This is a genomic window from Peribacillus frigoritolerans, assembly GCF_040250305.1.
GTDB lineage: Bacteria > Bacillota > Bacilli > Bacillales > DSM-1321 > Peribacillus.
The window spans coordinates 3,579,455-3,605,822 of sequence record NZ_CP158190.1 but is presented as its reverse complement, the minus strand read 5'-3'; the positions used below and the strand labels follow the sequence as shown (position 1 = coordinate 3,605,822).

Sequence of the window (26,368 nt, the reverse complement as noted above, 5' to 3'; positions counted from 1 at the left end):
GGCTGGCTCCCTTTTTCTGTTCAGGAAAACCATTCCTTGATGATACTTCTTTATTTTATAAAGTATAACGATTATATTAAAGATAAGTTCGATATGATTTCATATCGGATGGACTACTATTAGCTGGTGATATGATGCAAAGTAAAATAGAAAAAGTGCTGGAAGACCAATTATGTTTCCTGCTTTATGCAAGTTCAAGGGAAATGACGAAGAAATATAAACCGCTGCTTGATAAACTCGAAGTGACATATCCTCAATATCTGGTCCTTCTTCTATTATGGGAACAGGATACACTTACAGTAAAAAAACTAGGGGAGCTCCTTGCCCTCGACTCAGGAACGCTTACCCCCATGTTGAAACGAATGGAGCAGAATGGCTTGATTGTCCGTGAACGTTCGACTGAAGATGAACGGTCTGTCATGATTAAGTTGACGGAAAAGGGACTTGGTTTACAGGAAGAGGCCTGCTTCATTCCTGATCGCATTTCGGCTATGTCGGGTGATGATAAGAAGGTGGTTGAGGATTTAAAAGTTTCCCTGATCCAACTACTGAAAACTTTACAGCAATTTTAGCAAAGAAAAGACGCTTGGGGTTCCCCAAGCGTCTTTTTGTCGGATTTAATCTACATCTATTTCAAAGGCGACGTCCACATTGCCGTTGATTGCTTTTGAATAAGGACACATTTGATGTGCTTTATGAACAAGGGTTTTGAATGTCTCCTTATCGACCCCGGATCCCTTCACAGCCAAAGTTACAGCCAAGCTGTACTGATGCATCTCACCCATCAATAGGCTGACGCTTGCGGTGACTTTGGAATCGAAGGAAACGCGCTCAATTTTACCAACTGATTGCAAAGCACTATCAAAACATGCAGCATATCCAGCTGCAAAAAGCTGTTCCGGATTAGATGCTTCAGGCATCTGTTTAGCCCTTGGTGTTCCAGGCATCGCAATATCAACCGTGAAGTTGCCGTCAGCAGAAATAGCCGTTCCTTCTCTTCCGCCATCAACTGTTACAGACGTTGTAAATAATGTTTTTGTCATCATTTTTTCTCCCTTACCTTCTTATTTTAGTTGTGCACAATTGAATTGTATAACACTTAGTTTGCATTGTCCAATGAAAAATTTCAATTGGTATGAAGAACTTGGTTTGGAAAGGGATTAAAATGATGGGAAACTTGAAGGCGGTACAGAAGCAGTATGGCGAAAAAAACGTTGGAACGGAAAAAGGCTGCCTATCCCGTTGGTTAAACGGAAATAGTGCAGCTAATTTATTTGAAACATTTAGTTTAGTTCTATTCTTTTTAATCCCGGTGACTTTCATATTTGTTCGCTTTGGTCAACTGCTTTAAGATATCCAACTCGGTTTTGGACAGTGAAGGACTGTTAGCGGCCTGGCAGTTCTCACGGAGCTGCTGTACTGAGCTTGCTCCTGGTATAACGGTAGCGACGCTTGGATGGGACAATACATATTGAAGTGCCGTTTCATTCAACTTCCTATCGGAAAGTTTGTCCTTTATTTGCGGAAGCAAATCTTTAAGTTCGTGATAGCTATAGTCAAGGTATCCATCCTCATTTGCCTTTTCAAGCATTTTTTCACTGAGCAGCCCTTTGGCAAGCGGGCCACGGGCAATAATGCTGATCTGTTTGTTGGCCAAAAGGGACATCCACTCTTCTGGGCGGCGGTCGAGTAGATTAAACTGCATCATCACGGAATCAAGCTCAGACTTTTCAGTGAATTCCTTGATCACATTCGGACGAATCGAGGAAATTCCATAATATCGGATATAGCCTTCTTTTTTCAAATCTTCAAATGCTTCTACCGTTTCTCCGATATTGTCTGAAATGGTGCCGCCATGTAACTGATAAAGATCAATATAGTCAGTTCCCAATCTCTTTAAGCTATCTTTTACTGCCGTTTTAATATATTCGCCAGATGGATCCCAGCTCCAGGAATCTTTGTTTTCATTCCAGCGGTTTCCGACCTTGGTGGCTATGTATACCTTATCGCGGACCGATTTTAAATTCTTTCCGACGATTTCTTCATTCATGCCAAAATCATATAAGTCAGCAGTATCAAAATAATTGATTCCTTCATCTAAAGCGGCCTGTATGATTTCGGATGCCTGATTTTCAACAGTCCCCAATGACATGCACCCGAGCCCGATTTCAGAAACTAGCAAGTCTGAATTTCCTAGTCTGCGTTTTTTCATGTTATCCACTCCCTTTACATTCATTGTAAAGGAGAAATCCATTTCACTCAAAGAATTCACTTGATCCGTTTTAAAGGAGTGGACGGCACCTGATCGTGTATGTCGGCTATCCAATCATTGATATAGACATATTGATTTTGCAATTGTTTTAGTTTTTGAAGGATTTCCCAACTCTTTCCGGATAAAGTAACGCTTTTTTCCAGTACGTAAACTTTCATTAAATCGCCCTCCATCTCTATTATGGTAAAATGTATGAGAAATCATGCTGCAATTAGAACAGAGGAGTGGTCAGGATGAAAAAATTTGAAGAAAAAACGCTGTCTTCGGAAAAAATCTTCACAGGAAAGGTAATCAGCCTGCAAGTGGATGATGTAGAGCTTCCAGATGGGAAAACGGGTAAACGTGAAATAATCAAGCATCCGGGAGCGGTTGCCATCATAGCTCTCACGGCAGAAAATAAAATCATCATGGTTGAACAGTACCGTAAAGCGCTGGAGAGAAGCTTGGTGGAAATTCCTGCAGGAAAGCTGGAAAAAGGCGAAGAACCGGTTCTTTCGGCTAAACGGGAGCTGGAAGAGGAGACAGGTTATGAATGTGAAAAAATGGAGCACATCATATCCTTCTATACATCCCCAGGTTTCGCCGATGAATTGGTCCACCTGTATGTGGCCCACAATTTGAAAAAGAAAGAAAATGCGGCCCCGCTGGATGAAGATGAATTCGTCGAGATGATTGAACTCACGCTGGAGGAAGCTCAAACTTATATGGATGAAGGGAAGATCAAAGATGCCAAAACGGCATATGCAGTTCAGTATCTGCAGTTGAAAAAGGCGATGAAATCGTAAATGAAAGAGTTTTACGCTGACCTGCATATCCATATAGGCAGAACGAGAAGCGGAAGGGCCGTGAAAATAACAGGTGCTAAAACGTTAACCTTCAGCAATGTGCTGCAAGTGGCAAGTGAAAGGAAGGGCCTTGATCTAATCGGGATTATCGATTGCCATTCTCCTGAAATTATCGAAGAAATCGAAGCGGGGATGCTGGATGGCGAAATCACGGAGAAGATTGAAGGCGGACTTCAATACAAGAATACAACCATCATTCCAGGCTCCGAGATTGAAATTTATGATCAGAATTGTAATGGACCGATCCATGTCCTCGCTTATTTTCCCACTATAAAAGCGATGAAGGAATTCTCCTCATGGATGAGCGGACATGTTAAAAATATTACCTTGAGCTCCCAAAGGATTTATTGTGATGGAAGAACGCTGCAAAAGATCGTGAAATCACTGGGCGGCCTGTTTATCCCGGCACATGTTTTCACCCCATTTAAAAGCTTATATGGAAAAGGGGTGCGATCCAGTCTGACAGAAGTATTCGATCCGAAGCTAATTGATGCCATCGAACTTGGTTTAAGTTCTGATACAGATATGGTCAAGGATATCGAGGAGTTGGACTCCTATGTATTCGTAACAAATTCCGATGCGCATTCGGTTGGGAAAATCGCTCGTGAATATCAAAAAGTCCTGCTTAAAGAACCAAGTTTCAATGAGCTGGCAAAAGCCCTTAAAGAAAAAGGGAATCGTAAGGTGACCGTTAATTATGGATTGAACCCCTTATTGGGAAAGTATCACCAAACTGTATGTTCGGGGTGTTTACACCAGGTATTAAGGGATAGTGAACAATGTCCCGAATGCGGTAATAAATCCATTATAAAAGGGGTATCGTCCAGGATTGAAGAGCTCTCCATTTCCGGGATGGACGGAAGAAATGGTAGGGAAAGGCCGCCGTATATCCATCAAGTCCCACTTGATTTCATCCCGGGACTCGGTCCTAAATCCATGGAAAAACTGCTGGTGGCATTTGGAACAGAGATGAATATCCTACATGAAGTTACGCTTGACCAGCTCAGGGAAATCGTCCCTGAAAAATTGGCGGGCTACATCGATTCTGCCAGAAAAGGAACGCTATCTTTTGAAGTGGGGGGCGGAGGAAAGTACGGAAAGGTCAAAAAGGAATTAACCTGAAAAAAACCCTGACAGATGGAGATCTGTCAGGGTTTTTTAGTTTGTTGTTTTTGCATAAATGGAGGTGTCCCGCGCTTCCTTGCCATCTGCACTAAGGCAGTCATTACGCAAAATTCCTTCAAGGGTATACCCCAGCTTTTCGGGAATTCGTTTGCTGGCGATATTATTAGGATCACAGCGGATCTCGACCCGCTTTGCGCCATAATGGTAAAAGGCGAATTTGGTTAACTTTTCTACCGCCTCCGTTATGTAGCCTTGTTTACTGTATCTCGTATCAATCCAATAGCCAATTTCGAATTTAGGGATATCCCAGTTAATTCGGTGCAGACCGGTGGAGCCGATGAATTGATCGTCTTCTTTCCTATAAACATGGAGTCTGATATCCTCTTTTAAAATGAAATCCGAAAAGGACTTAAGGACATTCTGTTCAGTAGTTTCCAAAGAAACATCTTGACGGGCAAACGGCAGCCATTGTTTCAATTCAGGTTTGGAATGGACAATGGCCTCGTGAACGTCCAGGCCATCGCCAGGCTGACAGGGCCTTAGATATAATCGTGGGGTTTCAATTTTTTCGGGAAAATCCATTAATATAGCTTTCATATCCTGCCTCCATATCGTTAATATGGAAAATTATAACACGGATTGAGCTCATGGTGTTCGGTGATGGAGAAAGTTTTCTTAGCATAAATGAGAGAGTGTAAACATAGATTCTAGTAAGCGGAGTTGGGAGGATGAAAGATGAAAAAAAAATCTGTCGTACAAAATGCCGTAATGAAACATATTAACGAACATTCCTCATTATATGTCTTTATCACTGTGCTTTTTTTGATGGGTGTCATTTTCGGGGCAATATTGGTGAATAGTTTGAGCTTTACCCAAAAGGAAGACTTGTTCTATTATTTATCGCAATTTTTCGGACAAGTATCCAAAGGTGAATTTGCCTCTTCGCATGATATGTTCAGCCAAAGTATTATGCATAATATAAAATATATCGGGGTCATCTGGATTCTCGGAATATCGGTCATCGGTTTGCCAGTCATCCTGGTTTTGTTATTTATAAAAGGGATGGTTGTTGGATTCACAGTCGGCTTTTTAGTCAATCAAATGGGATGGAGCGGTTTTTTATTATCGTTTGTCGCTATTTTGCCCCAAAATATATTCATCGTCCCGATATTCATCGTGATAACCGTTCTTGCCGTCTCGCTATCAATGAAGATGATCAGCCGGATTTTCCTAAAGCAGGTTCGTGAACCGCTGAAGCCGATAATTTCACGGTATATTTTCTCATTGATTTTGTCGGGATTATTTTTGATTACAGCTGCTGCCTTTGAAGCGTACCTATCCCCTTCTTTAATGAAAAATGTCGTAAGTTTATTGGGTCATTGATTGAAATTTGCCGTTCCCGCAAATTTTTTTATCATTAACAAGAAATCTATTTTGACAGTTTTCCCTCTTTTGATATAATGGATAGGATAGCGGCGCGGGAGGGAATATTAGGTATGGAAATAGAAAACAGAATTGATAGGATAAAAAAGCAGTTACACTCGTCCAGCTACAAATTAACGCCTCAGCGAGAAGCGACCGTCCGCGTTTTACTTGAGCATGAAGAGGATCATTTAAGCGCAGAAGACGTTTACCTCCTTGTCAAAGAAAAGTCGCCGGAAATTGGATTGGCAACAGTTTACCGTACGCTAGAGTTGCTGACTGAATTGAAGATAGTAGATAAAATTAACTTTGGAGACGGGGTTTCCCGTTATGATTTAAGACAAGAAGGAGCTGCGCATTTCCATCATCATCTTGTTTGTGTGGAATGTGGTGCGGTAGATGAGATTCAGGAAGACCTACTTGAAGACGTAGAAGACATTGTGGAACGCGACTGGAACTTCAAGATAAAAGACCATAGATTAACCTTTCATGGCATTTGTCATCGATGTCATGACAAAGAAGAAAATAAAGGTGAATGAAGTCGGACCTTTTCCATTTATTGGAGAAGGTTTTCTGCATTTTTAAAAGCCTATTTTCTCAGTTTTTGTTTTTTCTCCATTCCGAAACACGTATAAAACTTGTCCTGTTGGGCATAGATTGATACAAAGGATCGAATGGGAGGGGAAAGATGATGAAAACATCATTATCGCTTGTTTTGCATACGGCTAAAGTGATGATTCTCTTTGTTAGCTTCACTGTTCTTTTTTATATAGGAATGGTATGGTTAAATCAGGAATATCAAGATTATCATCGTTATGATGAACCGAAAGGCATGGCTGTAAAAGTATCGAAGGCAGTGGATACGGGTGATGATGCATGGCTTGAACGCTTAATGTTGTTTTATTTAAACGGGGAGTAATGAATATGGAGAATCAAATTAGGGATTTCATTCATTTTTTAACCATTGAAAAAGGGCTTGCCAAGAATACGCTCGTTTCCTATGAGCGTGACTTAAGATCATATTGGAGCTTTCTGAAAGAGGCTGAAGCCATCGAAGATTGGAATGATTCACGGCGGGTCAACATCCTGCATTTTCTCGTGCATTTGAAGGATCAAGGGAAATCATCGAAGACGGTGGCGCGTCATATAGCCTCCATTCGGTCTTTTCATCAATTTCTTCTAAGGGAAAAAGTAACCGATCAGGATCCGTCCATACATATAGAAACGCCAAAACCGGAACGAAGTCTTCCAAAGGTATTAAGCATGGAAGAGGTTGAAGCACTATTGGAAGCCCCAAAGAAAATGGATGAATTCGGTTTACGCGATAAGGCGATGCTAGAACTGATGTATGCGACGGGTATGCGTGTCAGTGAGTTGATATCCATGGATGTAAGTGATGTCCATGCATCGATGGGCTTTGTCCGTTGTGTAGGGAAAGGAAATAAAGAGAGGATCATTCCGATTGGCCAAACTGCATTGGGTGCGATTGAGCATTATATGGAAAGTTCCCGGGGGAAAATGGCCAGCCCCAAGCACAGGACAGATTCACTTTTTCTGAATCATCATGGAAACAGGCTGACAAGGCAGGGATTTTGGAAGATTCTAAAAAAACTTGTAAAATCGGCACAAATTGAAAAAGAAATTACACCGCATACACTAAGACATTCTTTCGCGACACATCTATTGATGAACGGGGCTGATTTACGTGCCGTCCAAGAAATGCTTGGTCATGCGGATATTTCGACAACTCAAATTTATACACATATTACGAACGTACGGATCAAGGATGTATATTCAAAATTCCATCCGCGAGCTTAAAAGAATAGTAGAATGATAGAAAGGTTGTGAATTTAACTGCGAAGCGGTTGAAGGAGCAGCCTTTTTATTTCAGTGTGGACTTGACTGGTAAAGGGCTGCTGATGATTCTAAAACACGCTCTAGTGGAACTTTGTTTTATTCCGAAATATATTATTTGTCTCCATCATGGTAATCGTTTACAATGTAGAGAGGTCAGACTTCTGACGTTCTCGCGGTTTCATTTAAAATGAAGAGTAACTGAGCAGAATAAGGGTATTATAGAGAGTATAAAAAGTGATTTACTATTTTAGGAGGAATGACTCATGAAAGGGAATTCAGCATTTAATCGAATATTTGTAATAGTTATGGATTCAGTTGGAATTGGCGAAGCACCTGATGCAGATTTATTCGGTGATAAAGGGGCGGATACACTCGGCCATATCGCAGAAAGAATGAATGGATTGAACATGCCGACTCTCGCAAAATTGGGTTTAGGCAATATCCGTGAAATCAAGGGGATTGAAAAAGCTCAGCAACCTCTCGCATACTATACGAAAATGAAGGAAGCCTCTACAGGAAAAGATACGATGACTGGACATTGGGAAATAATGGGGTTGAATATATCGACTCCATTCCGTGTATTTCCAGATGGTTTCCCGGAATTATTAGTCAATGAACTCGAGGCGAAGATGGGTCGGGGAATTATTGGGAACGTCCCGGCAAGCGGCACGGAAATCATTGAGAGGCTTGGCGAGGAACATATGAAAACGGGTGCCCTGATTGTATATACATCGGCTGATTCCGTATTACAGATTGCTGCACATGAAGATATCGTCCCGATAGACGAATTGTACAAGATTTGTGAAATTGCCCGTGAAGTGACAATGGCTGATGAGTTCAAGGTTGGACGCGTTATTGCCAGACCGTTCACAGGTGAACCGGGCAACTTCAAAAGAACGCCTAACCGTCATGATTATGCGTTGAAGCCGTTTGACCGGACAGTAATGGATGAATTGAAAGATTCTGGATATGATGTTCTTGCAATCGGGAAGATCTCGGATATCTTTGATGGGGAAGGTGTCACTGAATCATTAAGGACCGTATCCAATATGGATGGAATGGATAAATTAATCCAAACGGTAGAACAGGATTTCAAAGGGTTAAGTTTCCTTAATCTAGTCGACTTCGATGCTTTATACGGTCACCGCCGCGATCCAGAGGGATACGGAAAGGCATTGGAAGAATTCGATGCTCGGATGCCTGAAGTCCTTGATAAACTGAAAGAGGATGATTTATTGATCATCACTGCCGATCACGGGAATGATCCGGTCCATGAAGGAACCGATCACACACGTGAATATGTACCATTATTAGTCTATTCCAAACGATTTACAGAAGGTGCCGAACTCCCGATAAGAGATACATTTGCTGATATTGGGGCGACGGTCGCTGCTAATTTTGATGTGAAAATGCCTGCCTTCGGAAAAAATATATTGGGCGATCTAAATTTAGGGGAGAATAAATAGATGTTTAATAAAATAGAGACTGCTGCGTCATTCATAAAAAGTAAAATTGAAGGCACTCCGGAAATAGGACTGATTCTTGGTTCCGGACTTGGAGTATTGGCGGATGAAATTGAAAATCCGATAACGATTCCTTACCACGAAATCCCGGAATTCCCGGTATCGACTGTTGAAGGACACGCTGGACAGCTTGTCATAGGACATTTAAGTGGCAAAAAAGTTGTAGCGATGCAAGGACGTTTCCACTTTTATGAGGGTTACTCCATGGAGAAGGTCACTTTTCCTGTACGTGTAATGAAACTTCTTGGTGTTGAGCAGTTAATCGTAACGAATGCTGCCGGAAGCGTTAATGAAAGCTATGAACCAGGTGACTTGATGCTCATTACGGATCATATTAATTTAATGGGGGCAAACCCATTGATTGGTCCTAATGAAGAGCGTTTCGGCCCTAGATTCCCTGATATGTCGGAAGCTTATAATAAAGACCTTCGGACACAAGCGAAAAAAATAGCAGCTTCACTAGGATTGGATATTAAAGAAGGTGTCTATATCGGGAATACAGGACCGACCTATGAGACACCGGCAGAAGTGAAAATGGCAAGGATCCTTGGCGGGGATGCAGTTGGTATGTCGACAGTTCCGGAAGTTATCGTAGCAAGGCATAGCGGAATGAGGGTGCTCGGAATCTCATGCCTTACCAATATGGCCGCGGGCATTCTGGATCAGCCTTTGTCGCATGAAGAGGTAATCGAAACGACTGAAAAAGTGAAAAGCAGTTTTCTTGAATTTGTTAAGCAAATTGTTAAAGACATATAAAACGGACCAAAAAAATACAAGTACACCTAAAGAGAAGCGGTGTCCTTGAAAAAGTGGGGATTCTAATATGAGAATGGTAGATTTAATCGAGAAAAAGCGCGATGGAAAGGCTCTTACTACAGAAGAAATACAGTTCATCATCAAAGGGTTTACCGATGGATCGATTCCGGATTACCAAATGAGCGCTTGGTCAATGGCTGTTTATTTTAAAGGCATGAATGAGCAGGAACGTGCTGATCTAACCATGGCAATGGTCGAATCAGGAGATCAAATTGATTTATCGATGATTGAAGGAATTAAGGTCGATAAACATTCAACAGGCGGTGTTGGTGATACCACAACTCTAGTGCTTGGACCATTGGTTGCTGCTGTAGGTGTTCCAGTGGCAAAGATGTCAGGACGGGGTCTTGGCCATACAGGCGGAACGATCGATAAGTTGGAGTCTGTAAAAGGATTTCATGTCGAAATAGAAAATGACGAGTTCATCCGACTTGTCAATAAAAATAAGATAGCTGTCATTGGGCAAAGTGGTAACCTGACTCCCGCCGACAAAAAGCTATATGCATTGCGCGATGTTACGGGTACCGTTAACAGTATCGGTTTGATTGCTGGATCGATCATGAGTAAGAAAATCGCCGCTGGTGCTGATGCAATCGTACTTGATGTTAAAACGGGAGCGGGCGCTTTCATGAAAACGCTCGAAGATTCCGAAGAGTTGGCGCATGCAATGGTTAGCATTGGAAACAATGTGGGACGAAACACGATGGCTGTCATTTCCGATATGAGCCAACCGTTGGGTTACGCAATCGGAAATGCTCTAGAAGTGAAGGAAGCCATCGATACGCTTAAAGGAGAGGGACCGGAAGATTTAACGGAACTTTCTTTAACACTAGGAAGCCATATGGTATACCTTGCCAAAAAGGCAAGTTCGCTGGAAGAAGCAAGAACCTTGCTGGAAAATGCGATAAAGGATGGTTCTGCACTTAACTCATTCAAGATTTTCTTGGAAGCGCAGGGAGGCGACGGTTCGGTTGTAGATCAGCCGGAAAAACTGCCGCAGGCTGCTCATACTTTCGAGCTGGAAGCGAAAGAGGACGGATATGTATCGGAAATCATCGCTGATGAAGTAGGAACGGCAGCCATGCTGTTAGGTGCCGGGCGGGCGACTAAGGAATCAGAGATTGATTTGGCAGTCGGACTGGTACTTCGTAAAAAAATCGGGGAAACCGTGGCAAAAGGTGAATCCCTTGTGACGATTTACAGCAACTTCGAAGATGTTTCAAAGGTAAAAGAAAAATTGTATGAAAGCATTGCGATTTCAAAAGAGAAAATAGAAAAACCTACTTTGATCTATAAAGAGATCATGGAATAAATATTTTCCAAAAAGGGCCGCGCTTTTGAGCGGCCTTTTTACGTTTATTTCATTGAATGTTTAAAAGAGGATGCCCATGCGCATCCTCTTTTAATTTGGTTCACTTTGTTACCCTATATCCAGTATATGTTCAAAATTCATCTTTATTTGTATAAAAATGGGTTTAATGGAAAAAATAAATTCTATAAAGATTGGAGGGTATGGAGATGAAGCGGATTCTTTCTCTATTTTTAACCGTATTGGTAGCAATGGGTTTTAGCATCCCACATACAAAAGCAGCTGAGGAAAAAGGAGTCGAATTGGCGGCAAATGCTAAATCGGCTATTTTGATTGAACGGGATACAGGTACTGTTCTCTATGATAAAAATGCAGACGTTCGTCTTTCGCCGGCAAGCATGACGAAAATCATGACAATGCTGCTGATCATGGAAGCGATTGATAAAGGCGAACTTAGCATGAAGGAGAAAATAAGGACTAGTGAGTATGCAGCATCGATGGGCGGTTCCCAGATCTTCCTCGAGCCAGGTGAAGAAATGACCACAGAACAAATGCTCAAGGGCATCTCGATTGGTTCGGCGAATGATGCATCGGTGGCGATGGCTGAACGTCTAGCTGGATCGGAAGAAGAGTTTGTCAGGAAAATGAACAAAAGGGCGAAAGATCTCGGGTTGAAAAATACAAAGTTCCAAAACGCAACAGGCCTTCCTGTTAAAGATCATTACAGTTCGGCAAATGATATGTCGATCATGGCGAAGGAATTATTGAAATACGATACGATTACAAGGTTCACGGGTACATATGAAGATTATCTCCGTGAAAATACCGAAAAGAAATTCTGGCTTGTCAACACGAACAGATTGGTGAAATTTTACCCTGGGGTCGATGGACTGAAGACAGGATTCACAAATGAAGCGAAGTATTGTTTGACAGCGACCGCCAAAAAAGGGAATATGCGTGTCATTGCCGTCGTTTTCGGAGCCGTTTCCCCTAAGGAACGAAACGCTCAGGTCACCAAGATGTTAGATTATGCATTTTCACAATATATCACATACCCGATTTATAAACGAGGCGAGGTGTTAGGTGAAGCAAAGGTAAGTAAAGGAGACAAGAAATCGGTGGTGGGTGTGACAAGTGAACCTATTTCAGTTTTGACAGCCAAAAACGGAACGGCAAAGGACTTTACAAAAAAAATCACGCTTGATAAAGATTTGGATGCCCCGATTAAAAAAGGTGATGAAATTGGTACTCTTGAATTGAAGAAAAACGGCAAGGTGTATGTCGAATCTCCGATTGTTGCGAAGGAAACTGTTGAAAATGCCAGCTGGTGGCAATTGTATAAACGGGCTTTCGGCATGTTTACCCAAGCGAAATAGAATAAATTGTCGCAATGCCTGTTAATCGTACTAATTTAGGCGAATCTCCACTAGTTTTGCTAGTAAGGAGGAATCGGCAGGTGAAAAAGAGAATTTGACTCTTTATAAGACAGTGAAGGAGGCTGTATATAATGAGTCTTACGATTAATATGGAGGCGAAAAATCGTGTATTGTGCATTCGTCTCAAAGGTGATTTAGATCATCATACAGCAGAAAAATTGAAAAACCAGGCAGAGGCAGCCATTCAAAAGCATAATATCAAACATATCATCCTCAACATGGAAGAATTGGATTTTATGGACAGTTCAGGGCTCGGAGTTATTTTAGGGCGCTATAAGCAGGTGAATAAAAAGCAAGGTGAAATGGTGGTCTGTGCAATTTCTCCAGCAGTAAAGCGGTTATTTGAGATGTCAGGGTTGTTTAAAATTGTTAAAATGGAACTATCCGAAAAAAACGCTTTGCAAAGACTGGGGGTTGCCTAAAATGAAAAATAAAATGGAAACGAAATTTTCTGCACTTAGCCAAAATGAATCTTTTGCCAGGGTAACTGTTGCGGCTTTCATTGCCCAATTGGACCCGACGATGGATGAATTGACAGAGATCAAGACTGTCGTGTCAGAAGCCGTTACGAATTCGATTATCCATGGGTATGAGAGTGACCCGGAAGGTTGGGTATACATTTCAGTGATCATCGAAGGCGATACTGTGGAATTGACCATCCGGGATGAAGGACTGGGCATTGAAGACGTCGAGGAGGCTAAACAGCCGTTATTTACGACAAAACCCGAACTTGAACGTTCCGGTATGGGATTCACCATCATGGAAAACTTCATGGATGAAATCAATATTATTTCCCATAAGGGCGAAGGCACGATCATTCGATTAAAAAAGCACTTAACTACAAGCAGAGCTTTGTGCAATTAAGGGAGACTTGCATATGGATGTGGAGGTTAAAAACGAGAAGAGCAAGAAAGGCCAGCCCCATTTAAAAGATGAGGAATTGCGGAATTTAATCCAACGCAGCCAGAGCGGTGACCAAGATGCGAGAAATCTGATTGTCAACAGCAATCTGAGGCTTGTATGGTCAGTAGTGCAAAGATTCCTCAATCGAGGTTACGAACCGGATGACCTTTATCAAATAGGCTGTATTGGTCTGTTAAAGTCCGTGGATAAATTTGACTTATCGTTTGAAGTGAAATTCTCAACGTATGCTGTGCCTATGATCATTGGTGAAATCCAACGTTTTATCCGTGATGACGGAACGGTTAAAGTAAGCCGGTCATTAAAGGAAATGGCGAATAAAATTCGCCGGGCCAAAGAGGAGCTTTCAAAGACGTACGGCCGTGTTCCGACTGTCAATGAATTGGCGGAACATCTAGAGCTGTCGCCAGAGGAAATCATCATGGCCCAAGAAGCTAGCAGGAGCCCTTCATCCATCCATGAAACGGTTTACGAAAATGATGGAGATCCGATTACTCTTCTTGACCAGATTGCCGACAATAATGAAACCTCCTGGTTCGATCAAATCGCTTTGAAAGAAGCCATACAAGAATTGAATGAACGTGAAAGGCTGATTGTTTTCCTGAGGTATTATAAAGATCAGACGCAATCGGAAGTGGCGGCAAGGCTTGGTATCTCCCAAGTCCAGGTGTCAAGGCTGGAAAAGAAGATTCTTCAGCAAATGAAAAACCACATGAATCAATGATTCATGTGGTTTTTCATTGAGCTTGAAAATAAATGATTGATTTTAGGAAAAAGTAAAAGAGGTTCTTATCAAGTAGAATGAAAATATGAGCGGGGTCGAATTTTTTAGTTGAATTTAGGATTAAAAACGAATATTATAGTAAAGGTCGCGTTTTTCATTCGTTTTTTTAGCTTTCTTTTAATCAATAATGATTAGGGAAAACGTTGATGCAGTACAATATTAGGACACCTTGTCTTTTCGTGCAAACGGTTGTCGGTGTTTCCTTTAGATCTGGAGGTCTAAAATATGTTTATGGAAAAGTTTTTCTCCCTGAAAGAAAATGGGACGGATGTCCGTACAGAAGTCATGGCGGGTGTTACGACATTTTTGACTATGGTTTATATCCTAATCGTGAATCCGGCTTTATTGTCTTCAATCGGAATACCATTTGAACAAGTTTTCATGGCAACGGTCATATCAGCGGTGATTGGTACCCTTATCATGGGACTCGTTGCAAAATACCCGATTGCGATAGCACCAGGGATGGGTTTGAATGCGTATTTTGCCAGCGTAGTGGGGGCACAGGGCCTTTCATACCAGACCGTATTCGGTACGGTTTTCATTGCTGGTTTGCTATTTCTGCTAATTAGCGTGACAAGCTTGCGTAAAATGATAATTGATGCGATTCCTAACTCATTAAAGTATGGCATTACATCAGGAATTGGTTTATTCATTGCGTTTATCGGATTAAAAAATGCTGGAATCGTAGTTCCTAATGAATCAACGATGGTGACACTTGGCGATTTGCATCAGCCTGGAACCGTTTTAGCATTAGCAGGCTTATTCATTACCTTAATTTTTATGGCCCGTAATATTAAAGGGGCAATTTTCATTGGTATGATCGTTACGGCAATCATTGGCTACTTTATCGGTTTGCTCAACTTCGATGGGGTCTTATCTGTACCTCCAACACCGGTATTTTTCGATATCGATATTGCCGGGGTCTTCACGAATTCTTTATATTCAATTGTTTTCGCCTTTTTACTTGTGACGATTTTTGATACGACAGGAACCTTGATTGGCGTGACGGAACAGGCAGGACTAACGAAGGATGGGAAAATCCCCCGTGCCAAGAAAGCCTTTTTAGGTGATGCGATTGCGACGACAGTCGGCTCGATGTTTGGTACAAGCCCTTCGACTGCCTATGTTGAATCTAGTACGGGAGTGGCCGCTGGCGGACGTACGGGATTAACCGCTACAGTCGTGGCAATCTTGTTTGCTGCATCGATTTTCTTTTCTCCATTGATATCGGCAATTTCTTCAGTTCAAGCAATCACAGCTCCTGTTTTGATCATCGTGGGATGTTTCATGATGGAAGGACTGGCTAAAGTCAATTGGAAAATTTTCGATGAGGCATTTCCGGCATTTGCCATCATTTTAACGATGCCGCTTACTTCAAGTATATCTACAGGGATTGCAATCGGGTTCATTACGTATCCCCTTATGAAGGTATTCAGTGGAAAAGGAAAATCCGTACATCCGCTCATTTATATTTTTGGATTGATATTTTTGGTTCAGCTGATTTTCTTCCCCACTCATTAAAGTATGAATCTAAATCAAAAAGACATGCTGTCATTGCAGCGTGTCTTTTTTTGTTTTCAAATTAGTAATATTTGGACATGGTTCACTTCCTGCATTTTCAAACTGTTTCCAATCCATACTACTAGCATAAGGAAATAAAAGGTCGGGATGTGATGATAGTGGCAGTTGTATATATCAGGATGAGGAACCGTGTACAAGTAAAGGGAAATCAAACGGTGAGGATAAAAGATATTGCAAGGATAATCGGACCTGAAGAAGTGATTGCCTTAATTGAAGAAATCATATTATTAACGGTCAAGAAGGAAGATAGGAATATTATTGTCATTGATTTGGCTCAAGTTATCATGGCCATCCGCAAGGTGGATCCGACTATTGAAGTGGAGACATTCGGGCCCTCCCAAACGATCATCGAAATCATCCTCTCGAAAAAGAAAATGTCATACCTGACATTCGCCTTAGTTTGGTTTTTGTTATTTGTCGGCGGCGGAATGACGATCATGAATTTTCATGTGGATGTCAGCATGGGGGAAGTGCATCAAAAAATCTTTACTATAATAACGGGAAAAGTGGAAGATAAGCCGTTATTGATCCAAATCCCATATAGCTTCGGCCTTGGTATGGGCATGATTTTATTTTTTAATCACTTCTTTAAAAAACGCTTCAATGAGGAACCTAGTCCGCTCGAGGTTGAAATGTTCAACTATCAGCAGGATTTGGACCGTTATGTAATCATGAATGAAAATAAGGAGAACGTGCGCCACCTTGATGACCGGTAAAATCATCTTCGGAATCTTTGTCGGTTTAGCCGGGGGTTTTGCGACAGGTGCCGGTTTTGTAGCGTTTTTAACTGTACTTGGGGTGATTCCGAGGCTGACTCAGCTGACAAAAACAATGAAAATGATACATTACTACGAAGGAGCCATCATAGCCGGGGTTGTCGCAGGAACATGGTTAGGATTACAGGAAACGGAACTTTCCCTCCCGCATTTTTTATTAATTCCGATCGGTTTGGCTGACGGGATATTTAATGGGATGCTCGCTGCTGCCTTAACTGAAGTCCTGAATGTATTTCCGGTTCTTTCAAAACGAATCGGAATTCAAGAGAAGATCATTTATCTGTTGATGGCACTCGTATTGGGAAAAATAGCCGGATCATTATTCCAATGGATTTATTTTGTTGATTTATAAGTTTATGGTAACTATTCCTGATGATGAAAGGTAGGCCCAAGATGGTGACCAAACGAAAAGTGATATTGATTACGGATGGAGATGAGTATGCGAAACGGGCTGTCGAGCATGTAGCCAAGGAAATTGGGGGAAGATGTATCTCCATGTCCCAAGGTAATCCATCACGATATACGGGCTTGGAGTTAGTTGAATTAATAAAAAAGGCGAAGTATGATCCTGTATTGGTCATGTTTGATGATAGCGGTTTTATAGGAGAAGGATCAGGCGAACAGGCAATGAAGGTAGTTGCCGGACACCCTGATATTAATGTCCTTGGCGTAATAGCGGTCGCTTCAAGGACTAGAAGGGAAGAATGGACCAAGGTGGATATCTGTATTGACCGTGATGGTAATTTGACACCGAACGGGGTTGATAAATACGGCGCCGAGGAATTTGAACTGGGCAAGATAACAGGAGATACGGTGTATTGCATCGATCAATTACATGTTCCCATCGTAGTGGGGATAGGAGATATAGGGAAAATGTCCCATCAGGACGATTTTAAAAGAGGAGCACCGATAACGAAGCTAGCGGTGGAAATCATATTGGAAAGGAGTGGTCATAATGACTTCAGAAAAACCTCAAAACATGATGCCGATTCCGAGTAGGGTAGCGGAAGTTGACGCGTACATGGAAGAGAAAGTAGGTCTAGGCGTCAGCTTCGACTTAGGAGTAAGAAAGATAAAGGTCTATAGAAAAGATGTGCATATTTACTATATAAACGGGCTGACGGATACAGAGTACATCATCGATATCCTCGATTCTCTTATTCATAACAAAAATGCCGATATCGTGTCTACTAAAGTTTTTGATGTAGTCAAAGACTTGCTCGTACACCAATCCGTTCAGGAAATAAAGACGATGGATGAGCTTGTTGATCAGGTATTATCCGGTTTAATAGTCGTTGTTGTTGATGGTAAACCAATAGGATTGGTTGTGGATGTCAGGAGTTATCCCGGGAGACAGCCAGTAGAACCCGATACGGAAAAAGTCGTCCGTGGATCAAGGGATGGTTTTGTCGAGAATATCATCATTAACACAGCGATAACCAGACGGAGAATCCGGGATGAAAGATTACGTTTCGAAATGCTGCATGTAGGGGAACGATCGAAATCGGATATATCCATCGGCTACATTAAAGATATTGCCGATCCCGATTTAATAGAAATCGTTCGTAAGGAATTGAATAGTATTGAGGTTGATGGCATAACGATGTCTGATAAAACGATCGAAGAGTTCATCGTCAATCAAAAGTATAATCCATACCCGCTTGTCAGATACACGGAACGGGCTGATGTGGCGGCAACGCATTTGCTTGAGGGGCATGTCCTTATTTATGTGGATACTTCACCGAGTGTCATCATTACCCCGTCCACTCTTTTCCATCACATGCAACACGCTGAGGAGTATCGACAGGCACCTGCCGTGGGAACCTTGGTGCGCTGGGTCCGGTTTCTCGGGATTTTCGTTTCGTTATTCTTGCTGCCGATTTGGTTATTGTTTTGTTTAGAGCCTTCCCTCCTGCCGGAAAAGTTCGAGTATATCGGACCGAATGAAAAAACGCATATACCCATTGTAGTCCAAATCTTCATATCCGATATTGGGATAGAATTTCTAAGGATGGCAGCCGTTCATACTCCGACCCCGCTTTCTACGGCGATGGGCTTGGTTGCGGCAGTTTTGATAGGGCAGATAGCGATAGATGTTGGCCTCTTTGTTCCTGAAGTAGTTCTCTACGCTTCAGTGGCTACAATCGGTACATTTGTCACTCCAAGTTTAGAACTAGGGGTTGCGAATAAAATTTCCCGTTTGGCCCTGCTAGTTTTGGTCGCTTTATTTAAAGTGCCTGGCCTAGTCATAGGCATCACGCTATACATTATCATGCTTACTAGCATAAAAACGTTAAATACACCTTATTTATGGCCGCTTCTACCGTTTCAGCCGAAAGCCTTGTCACATATAATATTTAGAAGACCTTATCCAGGTTCTATAGAACGTCCGAGTATTGTACATCCCCAGGATTTATATAGGCAGCCGAGAAAATCTAAAGGTTGATGTTGTCGAAAAGTTGTGGTAATTTAATTTTATTCGGATAAAGCGGTAAAGTTAAGCTTCACAAAGAGATAAAGCTACTATGACTCTTTGGAGTTTAAACCAATCTGTCTTTCCCTTCGAACTACTAAGCAGTCATAGAGAACAATATTTACATGGGATAATCGATTCGGATGAGGCTTGTTCATATAGAGAACCTTTTACAGCAGGGTTTCTTTATTTGAGGCTGCCTCATTTCTTATTAATCTTTAGTTTTAAGTCAGGAAGGTGAGGCTATCATGCATTTGTACGGAACCGGTGGTGTCAATGAACGTGGACATCTGGAGATTGGCGGAGTGGACACGATTGAATTGATCGAACAATTTGGCACACCATTATATGTTTATGATGTAGAGCTAATTCGCGAACGGGCAAGAGGGTTTAAGAGAACTTTTGAGGAATTGGGAATTTCAGCTCAAGTTGCTTACGCAAGTAAGGCTTTTTCTTCGATTGCCATGATCCAGTTGGCTGAGCAAGAAGGACTTTCTCTCGATGTTGTCTCAGCGGGGGAATTGTATACGGCAATTAAGGCAAATTTCCCAACGGAACGGATTCACTTTCATGGAAATAACAAAAGTGAAGAAGAGCTACATATGGCTTTGGATTATGACATTGGCTGTATAGTAGTCGATAATTTTTCAGAGTTGACACTGTTGGAAGAAATTTGTACAAACCGTGAACAAAAGGTGAAAATCCTTCTTCGTGTAACGCCAGGTATTGAAGCCCATACGCATGATTATATTTTGACAGGGCAAGAAGATTCGAAATTTGGTTTTGATCTTATTAACGGCCAGGCCGAAGCAGCCCTTAGGCAAGCGTTGAAAAGTGGATTCCTGGAAGTTCTGGGGCTGCACTGCCATATAGGTTCGCAGATCTTTCAAACGACAGGTTTCCTTCTCGCGGCCCAAAAAATTATTGGCAAGCTGAATGATTGGCACGATTCTGTAGGGTTTCAACCAAAGGTATTGAATCTCGGAGGGGGATTCGGGATTCGATATACACAAGAGGACGACCCGCTACCGGCGTCTCAATACGTTGAGGAAATCGTTAGGGAAGTGCAGGACCTGATTGCTGATTCCGATTTAGTGATGCCTGAAATCTGGATCGAACCTGGCCGTTCTTTAGTCGGAGACGCCGGTGTGACGTTATACAAGGTCGGTTCTGAAAAGGAAGTTCCTAATGTCCGTAAATATATTGCCGTTGATGGGGGCATGAGTGATAATATACGTCCAGCTCTTTATGAGGCGAAGTATGATGCAATTCTGGCAAACCGGCCGCTTGACCCTGTAGAAGAGACAGTGTCCATTGCCGGGAAATGCTGTGAAAGCGGAGATATGCTGATTTGGGATTTACCATTGCCAAAAGCCGGCCGCGGTGATGTTTTGGCGGTATTTTGTACAGGGGCATATGGATATTCCATGTCGAATAATTACAATCGGATTCCGAGACCGGCAGTCGTCTTTGCCGAAAATGGAGAAGCCCGGTTGGTCATCAAACGCGAGACGTACGAAGATCTTATCCATTTGGATTTGGCCCTTCATGAAGCGGCAGTCGTCAATAAAGAATAGAAAAAAGGATGGCATTGGCCATCCTTTCAGTTTGTAAATAAAAGGGCTTGGAAAACGTAACTTTGCTAAATGTTGTTCCCGAACCAAATAAGCCAAAGCAATACCTTCAAGACCTCAGGAATTGTTTCTATCTAAATTTTATATCAAAGTTGATTGGAACGGAAGGGACGAGACTCCTGCGGGGAAAGCGCGTCAAAGGGAGACCCCGCAGGCGCAATAGCGCCGAGGAGGCTCCCGGACCGCCCGCGGAAAGCGAGTGCCTGTAGTGGAAATCAACGGTCAAATTGTACTGTTATAAAAAAACTGTGGGCAAACTCGATTTTCATCGAGTTTACCTACATTCTGAAAGGGATGGCATTGGCCATCCCTTTTTATTGGATTCAGCTGAAAAGTGACTTGATCGCGTCTATTAAACTACTGAAGACTTCTTTCAATTTATCCAGAAATGATTGACCCTCTTCGGATTCAAGAAAATTGGAAAGCTTATCTTTAGCTGCAGTAAGCTGATCACCGACAGCGTTCCAATCAATATCCAATTCTTTTAGCTTATTGAATAAATCAATTAAACTTTGGACTTGAGCATCATTTAAGGTGATTCCAAGGTCTTTTGCTGAAGACTCGACCACCTCGCGGACCTCCTCAGTATTGGCTGGTGGATTTGCAGCCATTTCCTCTTTGATTTTCGTAACGAGTGCAGAGGCTTCTTCTGTACCGATTTCGTCACCCAATTTTGCTGTTTTCACCATTTCTTCATTCGCTGCCTGTTTCACATCTTCAGGAATCTTCTTGTCGGCAGAAATTTCATAGGCTTTAATGACGCCTGTCAAAGCCGCTGTACCGGAGACTGGTATTGGCGCGGTGACATAAACTGTAGCATCCTTTACTCCAGCAGTTGCCAGTGCATTGATATACATTTCATCGGAAACCCAATTAATGTTTTTCGACTCCAATTTAAGTCCGGTCCCTTTTTCCTCCAAAGTAATCGCAGAAGATGAAATCGCTTTTGTACCGATCAGACGGCTAGCAATATAGTCACCTAAGTATTCATGTTCCTCCGCATTTGTAACCGTCAGCACCTCAACATCATTAGGTGCTTTCATTTCTGATAAAATCATATTTTTTTGTTCATTCGTCAAATTCTCACCAAGTGTGACGATCATTTCACCAACAGCTGCATCTGCAAAAGCCTTATATGGCAATAATAGGCATAATAAAATGGTTACAATGACCCATTTATTCATTTTTTTCATGATAATCCTCCTTAACTTTTCCTGCTGAATTGGGAATCTTTCAATAAAAGGGCGGCACTTTAAATCAGATTCATAGTATTTGACGAAACAAAGGATAAAAAAGATACATATTTTCCTGAAAAAAATTTATATAGCCTAAGATAGCTACGTTTTTTAAACGAAAAAGTTTGGTGTATCTTTGTCTTTTATACCTAAGAGGGCATTCTATGAACCTAGATCACTTTACCAATGTAGTAAAATCGAAGCAAGATTGCAAGGATATTTGTCAGATTGTGTTAAGTTATAGTAGAATGAATTCGTTATTTAAATATTTGGACCATTCATAAAGGGAGTATGGGATGAGGAAAAGTAATAAGACTCTTTTACTTATGATGCTTATTATCGCTTTGATGTGGGGAATCGTATACTGGCTGTTTATCGCTTAGCACATAGCACATCGATAAATCAAGTGCTGAAAGTGATGTTGAAACGAACGAGGTTTTTATGTATGATGTAAATGTTATATGTGAGGATTATTATTCAAAGCAAATTAATTGGAAACAGGAAGATAATAAAAACGTTATTTAGTAACGAGGGATATTATGTTGATTAAGTATAAGAAAAGTTATGAGAAGTTTGCCATGGGATTATTATCTTTCATGCCAAATGAAAAAGAGATAAAAACGCTTCGGAATACGATGAAGAATTATGAAACGGATGAAAATCTACAGCTGTTCTTATGGAAAGATGAAGAGATTACGGGCTTGATCGGGATAGAAGTCTCTCCAAACCACATTGAGATACAACATATATCTGTAAATCCATCCTTCCGGAAGCAAGGTATCGGTAAAACGATGGTCAGGGCCATCAAGGAGCAATATCCTGACAAAGAATTAAAAGCAAATGAGTTTACCGAAAGCTTTCTTGACAGATGTGAAGAATTCTGAATATGAAAGCTGGAAAGGAGGACCACCTTTAAGGGCGGTCCTCCTTTCTTGTTTTTCGAAGGGATAGTTGCCGAGCCCTTTCAGAAATGACATCCGAACGGTCACGCATTAGATGCTTATCGACTATGGAAGAATTAGCCATGTCGCTGTCTGCACCCCATTTGTACCCTTCTTGCAAACACATCGTCTGGCATATTTCGATCAAGCCTTGATCCGCAATCGGCAGATTAATGCTTTCATATGGCTTTTGAGATAACATTCGCTCATGGGTGTCCTCGAGCAATTTGAACAGTCGTTCTGGATCGAGTCCCAACTCCAGGAGCTCGGCCTTTTTATGGTGGAGATTTGACAGGGCTTTAGACAGGGTCCTTGCAGCCCCTTTTTTGTTTCCCCTGCGATCATGATACAGGGCAACCGCAATTTGAATGAGCCCGACCCAATGAGAGTCACGCTCTTTTGGTGCGGTTTCTTTCCAATATTCTTCAAGAATTTCATGACATTCGAAGTAATCCCTAGTCCCATGGAAATGGACAAGGAAAGAAAGGTAGTCTTCCGCGTAATTCAATAGGAGCACCCCTTTTGTTTTATGGAATATCTAAGGTAAGGCAAAAAACATTTTCTTATAGCCTAACACCCGCTATGTATACTCACCAAGTTTAGCATAGAATTTTTTCTTGGAAAATAAAGAAAGCCGATTGCAAGGCAATCAGCTTGATTCGTCAGTCTTCAATTAACACCAAGAAGCACCGACGATAACTAATAAAATGAACAATACTACAATAAACGCGAATCCGCCGCCGTTTCCAAAACCACCTGAACCCATAATGAGTACCTCCTTTGTTCTGCTATTCTTACATTTCTAGGTTATGTTGGATTTCGTAATGTGATTGGGCAACGACCCATTTGTCGGAAATCCCTAATAAAAACTTTTCTAGGGACAGTAAATTATTATTTGGATAAAGGGCGGCAATCCACTATACTTGATTAGTAAAAGAAATAGGCCTTTTTTGGCCAATTAGATTTAAATGAGGTAATTTAATGGGTTATAATATAAAAATTGACGCTTTCGAAGGTCCGATGGATTTACTCCTGCATTTGATTAATCGCCTGGAAATAGACATCTACGATATTCCGATGGCTGATATTACAGATCAATACCTAGGGTACATCCATACAATGCAGCATCTGGAATTGGATGTGGCCAGCGAATATCTGGTGATGGCTGCAACACTGCTTGCCATCAAGAGTAAAATGTTGCTTCCAAAGCATGAAGATGAACAATTGATTGATGAAGATGGGGAAATATTTGAGGAAGATCCACGGGACGAGCTTGTGGAAAAACTATTAGAATATAAAAAGTATAAATATGCAGCCGAAGAATTTAAAGGGATGGAAGAAGAACGCAGCTTGCTGTTCACTAAACCCCCAAGTGATTTATCTGTTTATGTTAAAGAAGCGGAAAGTGATAAACAAGAGTTGAATATAAGTCTATATGATATGTTGGGTGCTCTGCAAAAACTGCTGCGAAGGCAAAAAATTCAAAAGCCGCTATACACGAAAGTAACGAAACAAGAGATATCGATAGAGAAACGAATGGATGAAATCATGATTGAGTTACAATCAATAAAAGGGAAGAAAAGTTTTTTTGAACTGTTTTCGCTCCCGGTTAAGGAGCATATCGTCATCACTTTCATGGCGGTGCTGGAACTGATGAAACTAAATGAAATCATCGTTGAACAGGAAGATAATTTTTCGGAAATCATGATTGCTGCTAAGGAAGGTGTAGAACCAGTTGGAAGTTATTAATTGGAAAGGGATTCTTGAGGCATTATTGTTTGCTGCCGGAGATGAAGGGCTCTCCGTCAAACAAATTGCCTCTGTCCTGGAAATTACGGAATATCAAGCAACTGACATCGTTGAAAGTTTGAAGGAAGAATATATATCGGATGTACGTGGGATTCAGGTTATCGAAATAGCGGGTGTTTATCAAATGACGACAAAGAAAGAGCACTCGGATTACTTGAAAAGGCTAGTGGAAACATCAAGCACTCAAGGCTTGTCCCAGGCGGCCTTGGAAACACTCGCAATCATTGCCTATAAGCAGCCGATTACCAGAGCGGAAATTGATGAAATTCGCGGAGTGAAAACGGAACGCCCCATTCATACACTTGTCACTAAAGTCTTAATAAAAGAGGTCGGACGTGCTGAAGGCTCCGGCCGGGCTTATTTATATGGGACAACAAAAGAGTTTTTGGATTACTTCGGCCTGAATTCCATAGATGAATTACCGCCTCTCGCCGATAATTCGGATGATAGCTTTGAAAATGGTGAAGCCGATCTGTTTTTTGAAAAATTTCAGCAAACAATCGAATAACATTTTTCTTTAAATTGTGATAATATAGAAAAAAATGAATGCGGGGGGATTGCGGGTGCAAATTGTAGCATGCAATGGATTTGGGCTTGAAAAGTCAAAGTCAAATTCACCTGAGGACTTCTTTAATCGATCCGTTATACAATACATAAAGGATGGAGAAGAAAAGACGCTGAATGTACTGTATCTTCGCTATTTTGATGAGATGGTCACTCGTTGGACCCCATATCCCGCCAATCCCATATTCAAAAGCCCTAACAGGGATATTTATATGGCTGATATCATTGCCATGGTCTGTCTACTCAAGGACCCGAGCCTGGTTAACCGAAAACGTATATATATAAATGCAGAAAAAGAGCTGGCTGGTTATTTCGAAAATATAGATTTTGAAAAATTGGAGAAAGTGTTTATATCTATTGACCAAGCTAAACCATATGATATAGAATCACATGTTGACTATTATTTTCAATCTTAATCATTTTGAGGAGGGTTCACGGTTGGGGAATACATTGGTAAAATCTCAGCTTGAGGATGTAAAAGGCTTTTTAGAAACGACAGTGGCTCAGCTAGAGGAATTTATAAATGAGACGACCTATTCTAAGCTGCAAGAAGAAAAAAGCGGGGATGAAACCTATTATAAAGGGATCCTTTCCAGTTTAAGAAGAATGCTTGTAAGTTGTGAAGAGGGCTTGGAGGCTTGCCAAATCGTTCTGAAAAATGATGTTTTCAATAAAGCCGCAGCTGAAAAGACGCTTTATAGAATTTATCATCAATGTATCGAAGAATACTTTTCCCCAAAATCAGATCGGTGGTTTGAGGACAGCAGATCTGCCTATACAGGGAAAAACTCGATTAAATTTCACCAAAGTGTACCTGACAGCATAATATCCATTCTGAAGGCCGTGGAAAGTGGATTCCAGACCATGCGTGAAGAATTGGAGTTTTATGAAACGGATTACCGGACGAAAATGTTACAGTCAAGATAATGAAACAGCTAGGCTTAATAGGCCTTGCTGTTTTTTTTATCTATAAATGGAATCTCCGCTTATTCGAAACATAAAATACTTTGATGATTTATGTGCATAAAGGCTAAGAGGAGGTTGC

32 protein-coding genes are annotated in these 26,368 nt (G+C 41.4%); 25 read left to right on the top strand and 7 right to left on the bottom strand.

What is annotated here, in order from left to right; genetic code table 11:
• Window positions 1-134: 134 nt before the first annotated feature.
• Window positions 135-572, top strand: a complete 438-nt coding sequence (locus ABOA58_RS17625) for a MarR family winged helix-turn-helix transcriptional regulator (RefSeq protein WP_350302908.1) — start codon at window positions 135-137, stop codon at window positions 570-572.
• Window positions 573-617: 45 nt separating this feature from the next.
• Here the strand turns inward: ABOA58_RS17625 and ABOA58_RS17620 are convergent, their stop codons facing one another.
• From ABOA58_RS17620 to mciZ, 3 genes are all read right to left on the bottom strand, one after another.
• Window positions 618-1,043: an Ohr family peroxiredoxin gene (locus ABOA58_RS17620; protein WP_098373678.1), complete on the bottom strand. Its 426-nt coding sequence runs from the start codon at window positions 1,041-1,043 to the stop codon at window positions 618-620.
• Between the two features lie 260 nt (window positions 1,044-1,303).
• Window positions 1,304-2,212, bottom strand: a complete 909-nt coding sequence (locus ABOA58_RS17615) for an aldo/keto reductase (protein ID WP_350299408.1) — start codon at window positions 2,210-2,212, stop codon at window positions 1,304-1,306.
• A gap of 56 nt (window positions 2,213-2,268) precedes the next feature.
• On the bottom strand, window positions 2,269-2,430 hold the full coding sequence (gene mciZ, locus ABOA58_RS17610) for a Z-ring formation inhibitor MciZ (RefSeq protein WP_207439406.1): 162 nt from the start codon (window positions 2,428-2,430) through the stop codon (window positions 2,269-2,271).
• Window positions 2,431-2,505: 75 nt separating this feature from the next.
• Between mciZ and ABOA58_RS17605 the strand changes: the two genes are divergently transcribed.
• Complete coding sequence (locus ABOA58_RS17605) at window positions 2,506-3,057, top strand: NUDIX hydrolase (RefSeq protein WP_230176979.1); 552 nt, start codon at window positions 2,506-2,508, stop codon at window positions 3,055-3,057.
• Entirely contained in the window at window positions 3,058-4,239 is a 1,182-nt protein-coding gene (locus ABOA58_RS17600) for an endonuclease Q family protein (RefSeq protein ID WP_350299407.1), read from the top strand.
• 36 nt (window positions 4,240-4,275) lie between these two features.
• Here the strand turns inward: ABOA58_RS17600 and ABOA58_RS17595 are convergent, their stop codons facing one another.
• Complete coding sequence (locus ABOA58_RS17595; RefSeq protein WP_350299406.1) at window positions 4,276-4,839, bottom strand: GNAT family N-acetyltransferase; 564 nt, start codon at window positions 4,837-4,839, stop codon at window positions 4,276-4,278.
• A gap of 138 nt (window positions 4,840-4,977) precedes the next feature.
• On the opposite strand from ABOA58_RS17595, the gene spoIIM reads away from it, so the two are divergent.
• The 17 genes from spoIIM (at window position 4,978) to lysA (ending at window position 20,717) form a co-directional block, all read left to right on the top strand.
• Complete coding sequence (spoIIM, locus tag ABOA58_RS17590; protein ID WP_241592299.1) at window positions 4,978-5,625, top strand: stage II sporulation protein M; 648 nt, start codon at window positions 4,978-4,980, stop codon at window positions 5,623-5,625.
• 119 nt (window positions 5,626-5,744) lie between these two features.
• Window positions 5,745-6,203: a Fur family transcriptional regulator gene (locus tag ABOA58_RS17585; protein ID WP_101223459.1), complete on the top strand. Its 459-nt coding sequence runs from the start codon at window positions 5,745-5,747 to the stop codon at window positions 6,201-6,203.
• 152 nt (window positions 6,204-6,355) lie between these two features.
• A complete protein-coding gene (locus ABOA58_RS17580) occupies window positions 6,356-6,583 on the top strand; it encodes a YqzK family protein (protein ID WP_101223458.1) in 228 nt (75 codons plus the stop codon).
• A gap of 5 nt (window positions 6,584-6,588) precedes the next feature.
• Window positions 6,589-7,482 carry a site-specific tyrosine recombinase XerD gene (gene xerD, locus ABOA58_RS17575; protein ID WP_101222475.1) on the top strand — a complete coding sequence of 298 codons (894 nt, stop codon included), beginning with the start codon at window positions 6,589-6,591 and terminating at the stop codon, window positions 7,480-7,482.
• Window positions 7,483-7,784: 302 nt separating this feature from the next.
• Window positions 7,785-8,987 (top strand): phosphopentomutase, encoded by a 1,203-nt coding sequence (deoB, locus tag ABOA58_RS17570; protein WP_350299405.1) that lies wholly within the window; start codon window positions 7,785-7,787, stop codon window positions 8,985-8,987.
• Complete coding sequence (locus ABOA58_RS17565; RefSeq protein WP_350299404.1) at window positions 8,988-9,800, top strand: purine-nucleoside phosphorylase; 813 nt, start codon at window positions 8,988-8,990, stop codon at window positions 9,798-9,800.
• A gap of 67 nt (window positions 9,801-9,867) precedes the next feature.
• Entirely contained in the window at window positions 9,868-11,172 is a 1,305-nt protein-coding gene (locus tag ABOA58_RS17560) for a pyrimidine-nucleoside phosphorylase (protein ID WP_350299403.1), read from the top strand.
• Between the two features lie 206 nt (window positions 11,173-11,378).
• On the top strand, window positions 11,379-12,545 hold the full coding sequence (locus tag ABOA58_RS17555; RefSeq protein ID WP_350299402.1) for a D-alanyl-D-alanine carboxypeptidase family protein: 1,167 nt from the start codon (window positions 11,379-11,381) through the stop codon (window positions 12,543-12,545).
• A gap of 131 nt (window positions 12,546-12,676) precedes the next feature.
• Window positions 12,677-13,027 carry an anti-sigma F factor antagonist gene (spoIIAA, locus tag ABOA58_RS17550; RefSeq protein WP_034308142.1) on the top strand — a complete coding sequence of 117 codons (351 nt, stop codon included), beginning with the start codon at window positions 12,677-12,679 and terminating at the stop codon, window positions 13,025-13,027.
• A 1-nt stretch (window position 13,028) separates the two neighbouring features.
• Window positions 13,029-13,469 carry an anti-sigma F factor gene (spoIIAB, locus tag ABOA58_RS17545; protein ID WP_053346844.1) on the top strand — a complete coding sequence of 147 codons (441 nt, stop codon included), beginning with the start codon at window positions 13,029-13,031 and terminating at the stop codon, window positions 13,467-13,469.
• Between the two features lie 13 nt (window positions 13,470-13,482).
• Window positions 13,483-14,250, top strand: a complete 768-nt coding sequence (gene sigF, locus ABOA58_RS17540; protein ID WP_137016104.1) for an RNA polymerase sporulation sigma factor SigF — start codon at window positions 13,483-13,485, stop codon at window positions 14,248-14,250.
• 291 nt (window positions 14,251-14,541) lie between these two features.
• Window positions 14,542-15,831 (top strand): NCS2 family permease, encoded by a 1,290-nt coding sequence (locus tag ABOA58_RS17535; RefSeq protein ID WP_048680228.1) that lies wholly within the window; start codon window positions 14,542-14,544, stop codon window positions 15,829-15,831.
• A gap of 155 nt (window positions 15,832-15,986) precedes the next feature.
• A complete protein-coding gene (locus tag ABOA58_RS17530; RefSeq protein WP_241592409.1) occupies window positions 15,987-16,607 on the top strand; it encodes a stage V sporulation protein AA in 621 nt (206 codons plus the stop codon).
• Entirely contained in the window at window positions 16,597-17,019 is a 423-nt protein-coding gene (locus tag ABOA58_RS17525; protein ID WP_034308131.1) for a stage V sporulation protein AB, read from the top strand. Before ABOA58_RS17530 ends, ABOA58_RS17525 begins: the two co-directional genes overlap by 11 nt.
• 41 nt (window positions 17,020-17,060) lie before the next feature.
• Complete coding sequence (locus ABOA58_RS17520; protein ID WP_350299401.1) at window positions 17,061-17,666, top strand: stage V sporulation protein AE; 606 nt, start codon at window positions 17,061-17,063, stop codon at window positions 17,664-17,666.
• Complete coding sequence (locus ABOA58_RS17515) at window positions 17,647-19,113, top strand: spore germination protein (RefSeq protein ID WP_434547797.1); 1,467 nt, start codon at window positions 17,647-17,649, stop codon at window positions 19,111-19,113. Before ABOA58_RS17520 ends, ABOA58_RS17515 begins: the two co-directional genes overlap by 20 nt.
• 275 nt (window positions 19,114-19,388) lie before the next feature.
• The gene (gene lysA / locus ABOA58_RS17510; protein ID WP_350299399.1) at window positions 19,389-20,717 is read left to right on the top strand and encodes a diaminopimelate decarboxylase; all 1,329 of its coding nucleotides are present in this window, start codon (window positions 19,389-19,391) and stop codon (window positions 20,715-20,717) included.
• 380 nt (window positions 20,718-21,097) lie between these two features.
• On the opposite strand, the gene ABOA58_RS17505 is transcribed toward lysA, so the two are convergent.
• Entirely contained in the window at window positions 21,098-21,967 is an 870-nt protein-coding gene (locus ABOA58_RS17505; protein ID WP_230176973.1) for a DUF1002 domain-containing protein, read from the bottom strand.
• Window positions 21,968-22,548: 581 nt separating this feature from the next.
• On the opposite strand from ABOA58_RS17505, the gene ABOA58_RS17500 reads away from it, so the two are divergent.
• The gene (locus ABOA58_RS17500; RefSeq protein ID WP_101222466.1) at window positions 22,549-22,893 is read left to right on the top strand and encodes a GNAT family N-acetyltransferase; all 345 of its coding nucleotides are present in this window, start codon (window positions 22,549-22,551) and stop codon (window positions 22,891-22,893) included.
• Window positions 22,894-22,921: 28 nt separating this feature from the next.
• Here ABOA58_RS17500 and ABOA58_RS17495 read toward each other — a convergent pair whose 3' ends face one another.
• Together ABOA58_RS17495 and ABOA58_RS17490 are read right to left on the bottom strand one after the other, a co-directional pair.
• A complete protein-coding gene (locus ABOA58_RS17495) occupies window positions 22,922-23,458 on the bottom strand; it encodes a DUF309 domain-containing protein (protein ID WP_350299398.1) in 537 nt (178 codons plus the stop codon).
• A gap of 165 nt (window positions 23,459-23,623) precedes the next feature.
• Entirely contained in the window at window positions 23,624-23,716 is a 93-nt protein-coding gene (locus tag ABOA58_RS17490; RefSeq protein WP_283915101.1) for a YjcZ family sporulation protein, read from the bottom strand.
• A 215-nt stretch (window positions 23,717-23,931) separates the two neighbouring features.
• On the opposite strand from ABOA58_RS17490, the gene ABOA58_RS17485 reads away from it, so the two are divergent.
• Genes ABOA58_RS17485 through ABOA58_RS17470 form a run of 4 tightly spaced genes read left to right on the top strand, consistent with a single transcriptional unit; the run spans window position 23,932 to window position 26,250 of the window.
• A complete protein-coding gene (locus ABOA58_RS17485) occupies window positions 23,932-24,699 on the top strand; it encodes a segregation/condensation protein A (RefSeq protein WP_101222464.1) in 768 nt (255 codons plus the stop codon).
• The gene (scpB, locus tag ABOA58_RS17480; protein WP_076365560.1) at window positions 24,686-25,267 is read left to right on the top strand and encodes an SMC-Scp complex subunit ScpB; all 582 of its coding nucleotides are present in this window, start codon (window positions 24,686-24,688) and stop codon (window positions 25,265-25,267) included. The genes ABOA58_RS17485 and scpB overlap by 14 nt, the downstream gene beginning before the upstream one ends.
• A gap of 55 nt (window positions 25,268-25,322) precedes the next feature.
• Entirely contained in the window at window positions 25,323-25,739 is a 417-nt protein-coding gene (locus ABOA58_RS17475; RefSeq protein WP_350299397.1) for a hypothetical protein, read from the top strand.
• A gap of 22 nt (window positions 25,740-25,761) precedes the next feature.
• Window positions 25,762-26,250, top strand: a complete 489-nt coding sequence (locus ABOA58_RS17470; protein WP_137016092.1) for a YpuI family protein — start codon at window positions 25,762-25,764, stop codon at window positions 26,248-26,250.
• Window positions 26,251-26,368 lie beyond the last annotated feature (118 nt).

Bases quoted from the DNA above. Each gene is read 5' to 3' on its own strand.
- mciZ (WP_207439406.1), bottom strand. From the start codon at position 2,430: ATGAAAGTTTACGTACTGGAAAAAAGCGTTACTTTATCCGGAAAGAGT.
- sigF (WP_137016104.1), top strand. From the start codon at position 13,483: ATGGATGTGGAGGTTAAAAACGAGAAGAGCAAGAAAGGCCAGCCCCAT.
- xerD (WP_101222475.1), top strand. From the start codon at position 6,589: ATGGAGAATCAAATTAGGGATTTCATTCATTTTTTAACCATTGAAAAA.
- spoIIAB (WP_053346844.1), top strand. From the start codon at position 13,029: ATGAAAAATAAAATGGAAACGAAATTTTCTGCACTTAGCCAAAATGAA.
- ABOA58_RS17505 (WP_230176973.1), bottom strand. From the start codon at position 21,967: ATGAAAAAAATGAATAAATGGGTCATTGTAACCATTTTATTATGCCTA.
- ABOA58_RS17595 (WP_350299406.1), bottom strand. From the start codon at position 4,839: ATGAAAGCTATATTAATGGATTTTCCCGAAAAAATTGAAACCCCACGA.
- ABOA58_RS17555 (WP_350299402.1), top strand. From the start codon at position 11,379: ATGAAGCGGATTCTTTCTCTATTTTTAACCGTATTGGTAGCAATGGGT.
- ABOA58_RS17515 (WP_434547797.1), top strand. From the start codon at position 17,647: ATGATGCCGATTCCGAGTAGGGTAGCGGAAGTTGACGCGTACATGGAA.
- ABOA58_RS17600 (WP_350299407.1), top strand. From the start codon at position 3,058: ATGAAAGAGTTTTACGCTGACCTGCATATCCATATAGGCAGAACGAGA.
- ABOA58_RS17490 (WP_283915101.1), bottom strand. From the start codon at position 23,716: ATGGGTTCAGGTGGTTTTGGAAACGGCGGCGGATTCGCGTTTATTGTA.
- ABOA58_RS17500 (WP_101222466.1), top strand. From the start codon at position 22,549: ATGTTGATTAAGTATAAGAAAAGTTATGAGAAGTTTGCCATGGGATTA.
- ABOA58_RS17485 (WP_101222464.1), top strand. From the start codon at position 23,932: ATGGGTTATAATATAAAAATTGACGCTTTCGAAGGTCCGATGGATTTA.
- ABOA58_RS17520 (WP_350299401.1), top strand. From the start codon at position 17,061: ATGGTGACCAAACGAAAAGTGATATTGATTACGGATGGAGATGAGTAT.
- deoB (WP_350299405.1), top strand. From the start codon at position 7,785: ATGAAAGGGAATTCAGCATTTAATCGAATATTTGTAATAGTTATGGAT.
- ABOA58_RS17535 (WP_048680228.1), top strand. From the start codon at position 14,542: ATGGAAAAGTTTTTCTCCCTGAAAGAAAATGGGACGGATGTCCGTACA.
- ABOA58_RS17620 (WP_098373678.1), bottom strand. From the start codon at position 1,043: ATGACAAAAACATTATTTACAACGTCTGTAACAGTTGATGGCGGAAGA.
- ABOA58_RS17525 (WP_034308131.1), top strand. From the start codon at position 16,597: ATGACCGGTAAAATCATCTTCGGAATCTTTGTCGGTTTAGCCGGGGGT.
- ABOA58_RS17565 (WP_350299404.1), top strand. From the start codon at position 8,988: ATGTTTAATAAAATAGAGACTGCTGCGTCATTCATAAAAAGTAAAATT.
- ABOA58_RS17560 (WP_350299403.1), top strand. From the start codon at position 9,868: ATGAGAATGGTAGATTTAATCGAGAAAAAGCGCGATGGAAAGGCTCTT.
- ABOA58_RS17580 (WP_101223458.1), top strand. From the start codon at position 6,356: ATGAAAACATCATTATCGCTTGTTTTGCATACGGCTAAAGTGATGATT.
- spoIIAA (WP_034308142.1), top strand. From the start codon at position 12,677: ATGAGTCTTACGATTAATATGGAGGCGAAAAATCGTGTATTGTGCATT.
- ABOA58_RS17625 (WP_350302908.1), top strand. From the start codon at position 135: ATGCAAAGTAAAATAGAAAAAGTGCTGGAAGACCAATTATGTTTCCTG.
- ABOA58_RS17615 (WP_350299408.1), bottom strand. From the start codon at position 2,212: ATGAAAAAACGCAGACTAGGAAATTCAGACTTGCTAGTTTCTGAAATC.
- lysA (WP_350299399.1), top strand. From the start codon at position 19,389: ATGCATTTGTACGGAACCGGTGGTGTCAATGAACGTGGACATCTGGAG.
- spoIIM (WP_241592299.1), top strand. From the start codon at position 4,978: ATGAAAAAAAAATCTGTCGTACAAAATGCCGTAATGAAACATATTAAC.
- ABOA58_RS17605 (WP_230176979.1), top strand. From the start codon at position 2,506: ATGAAAAAATTTGAAGAAAAAACGCTGTCTTCGGAAAAAATCTTCACA.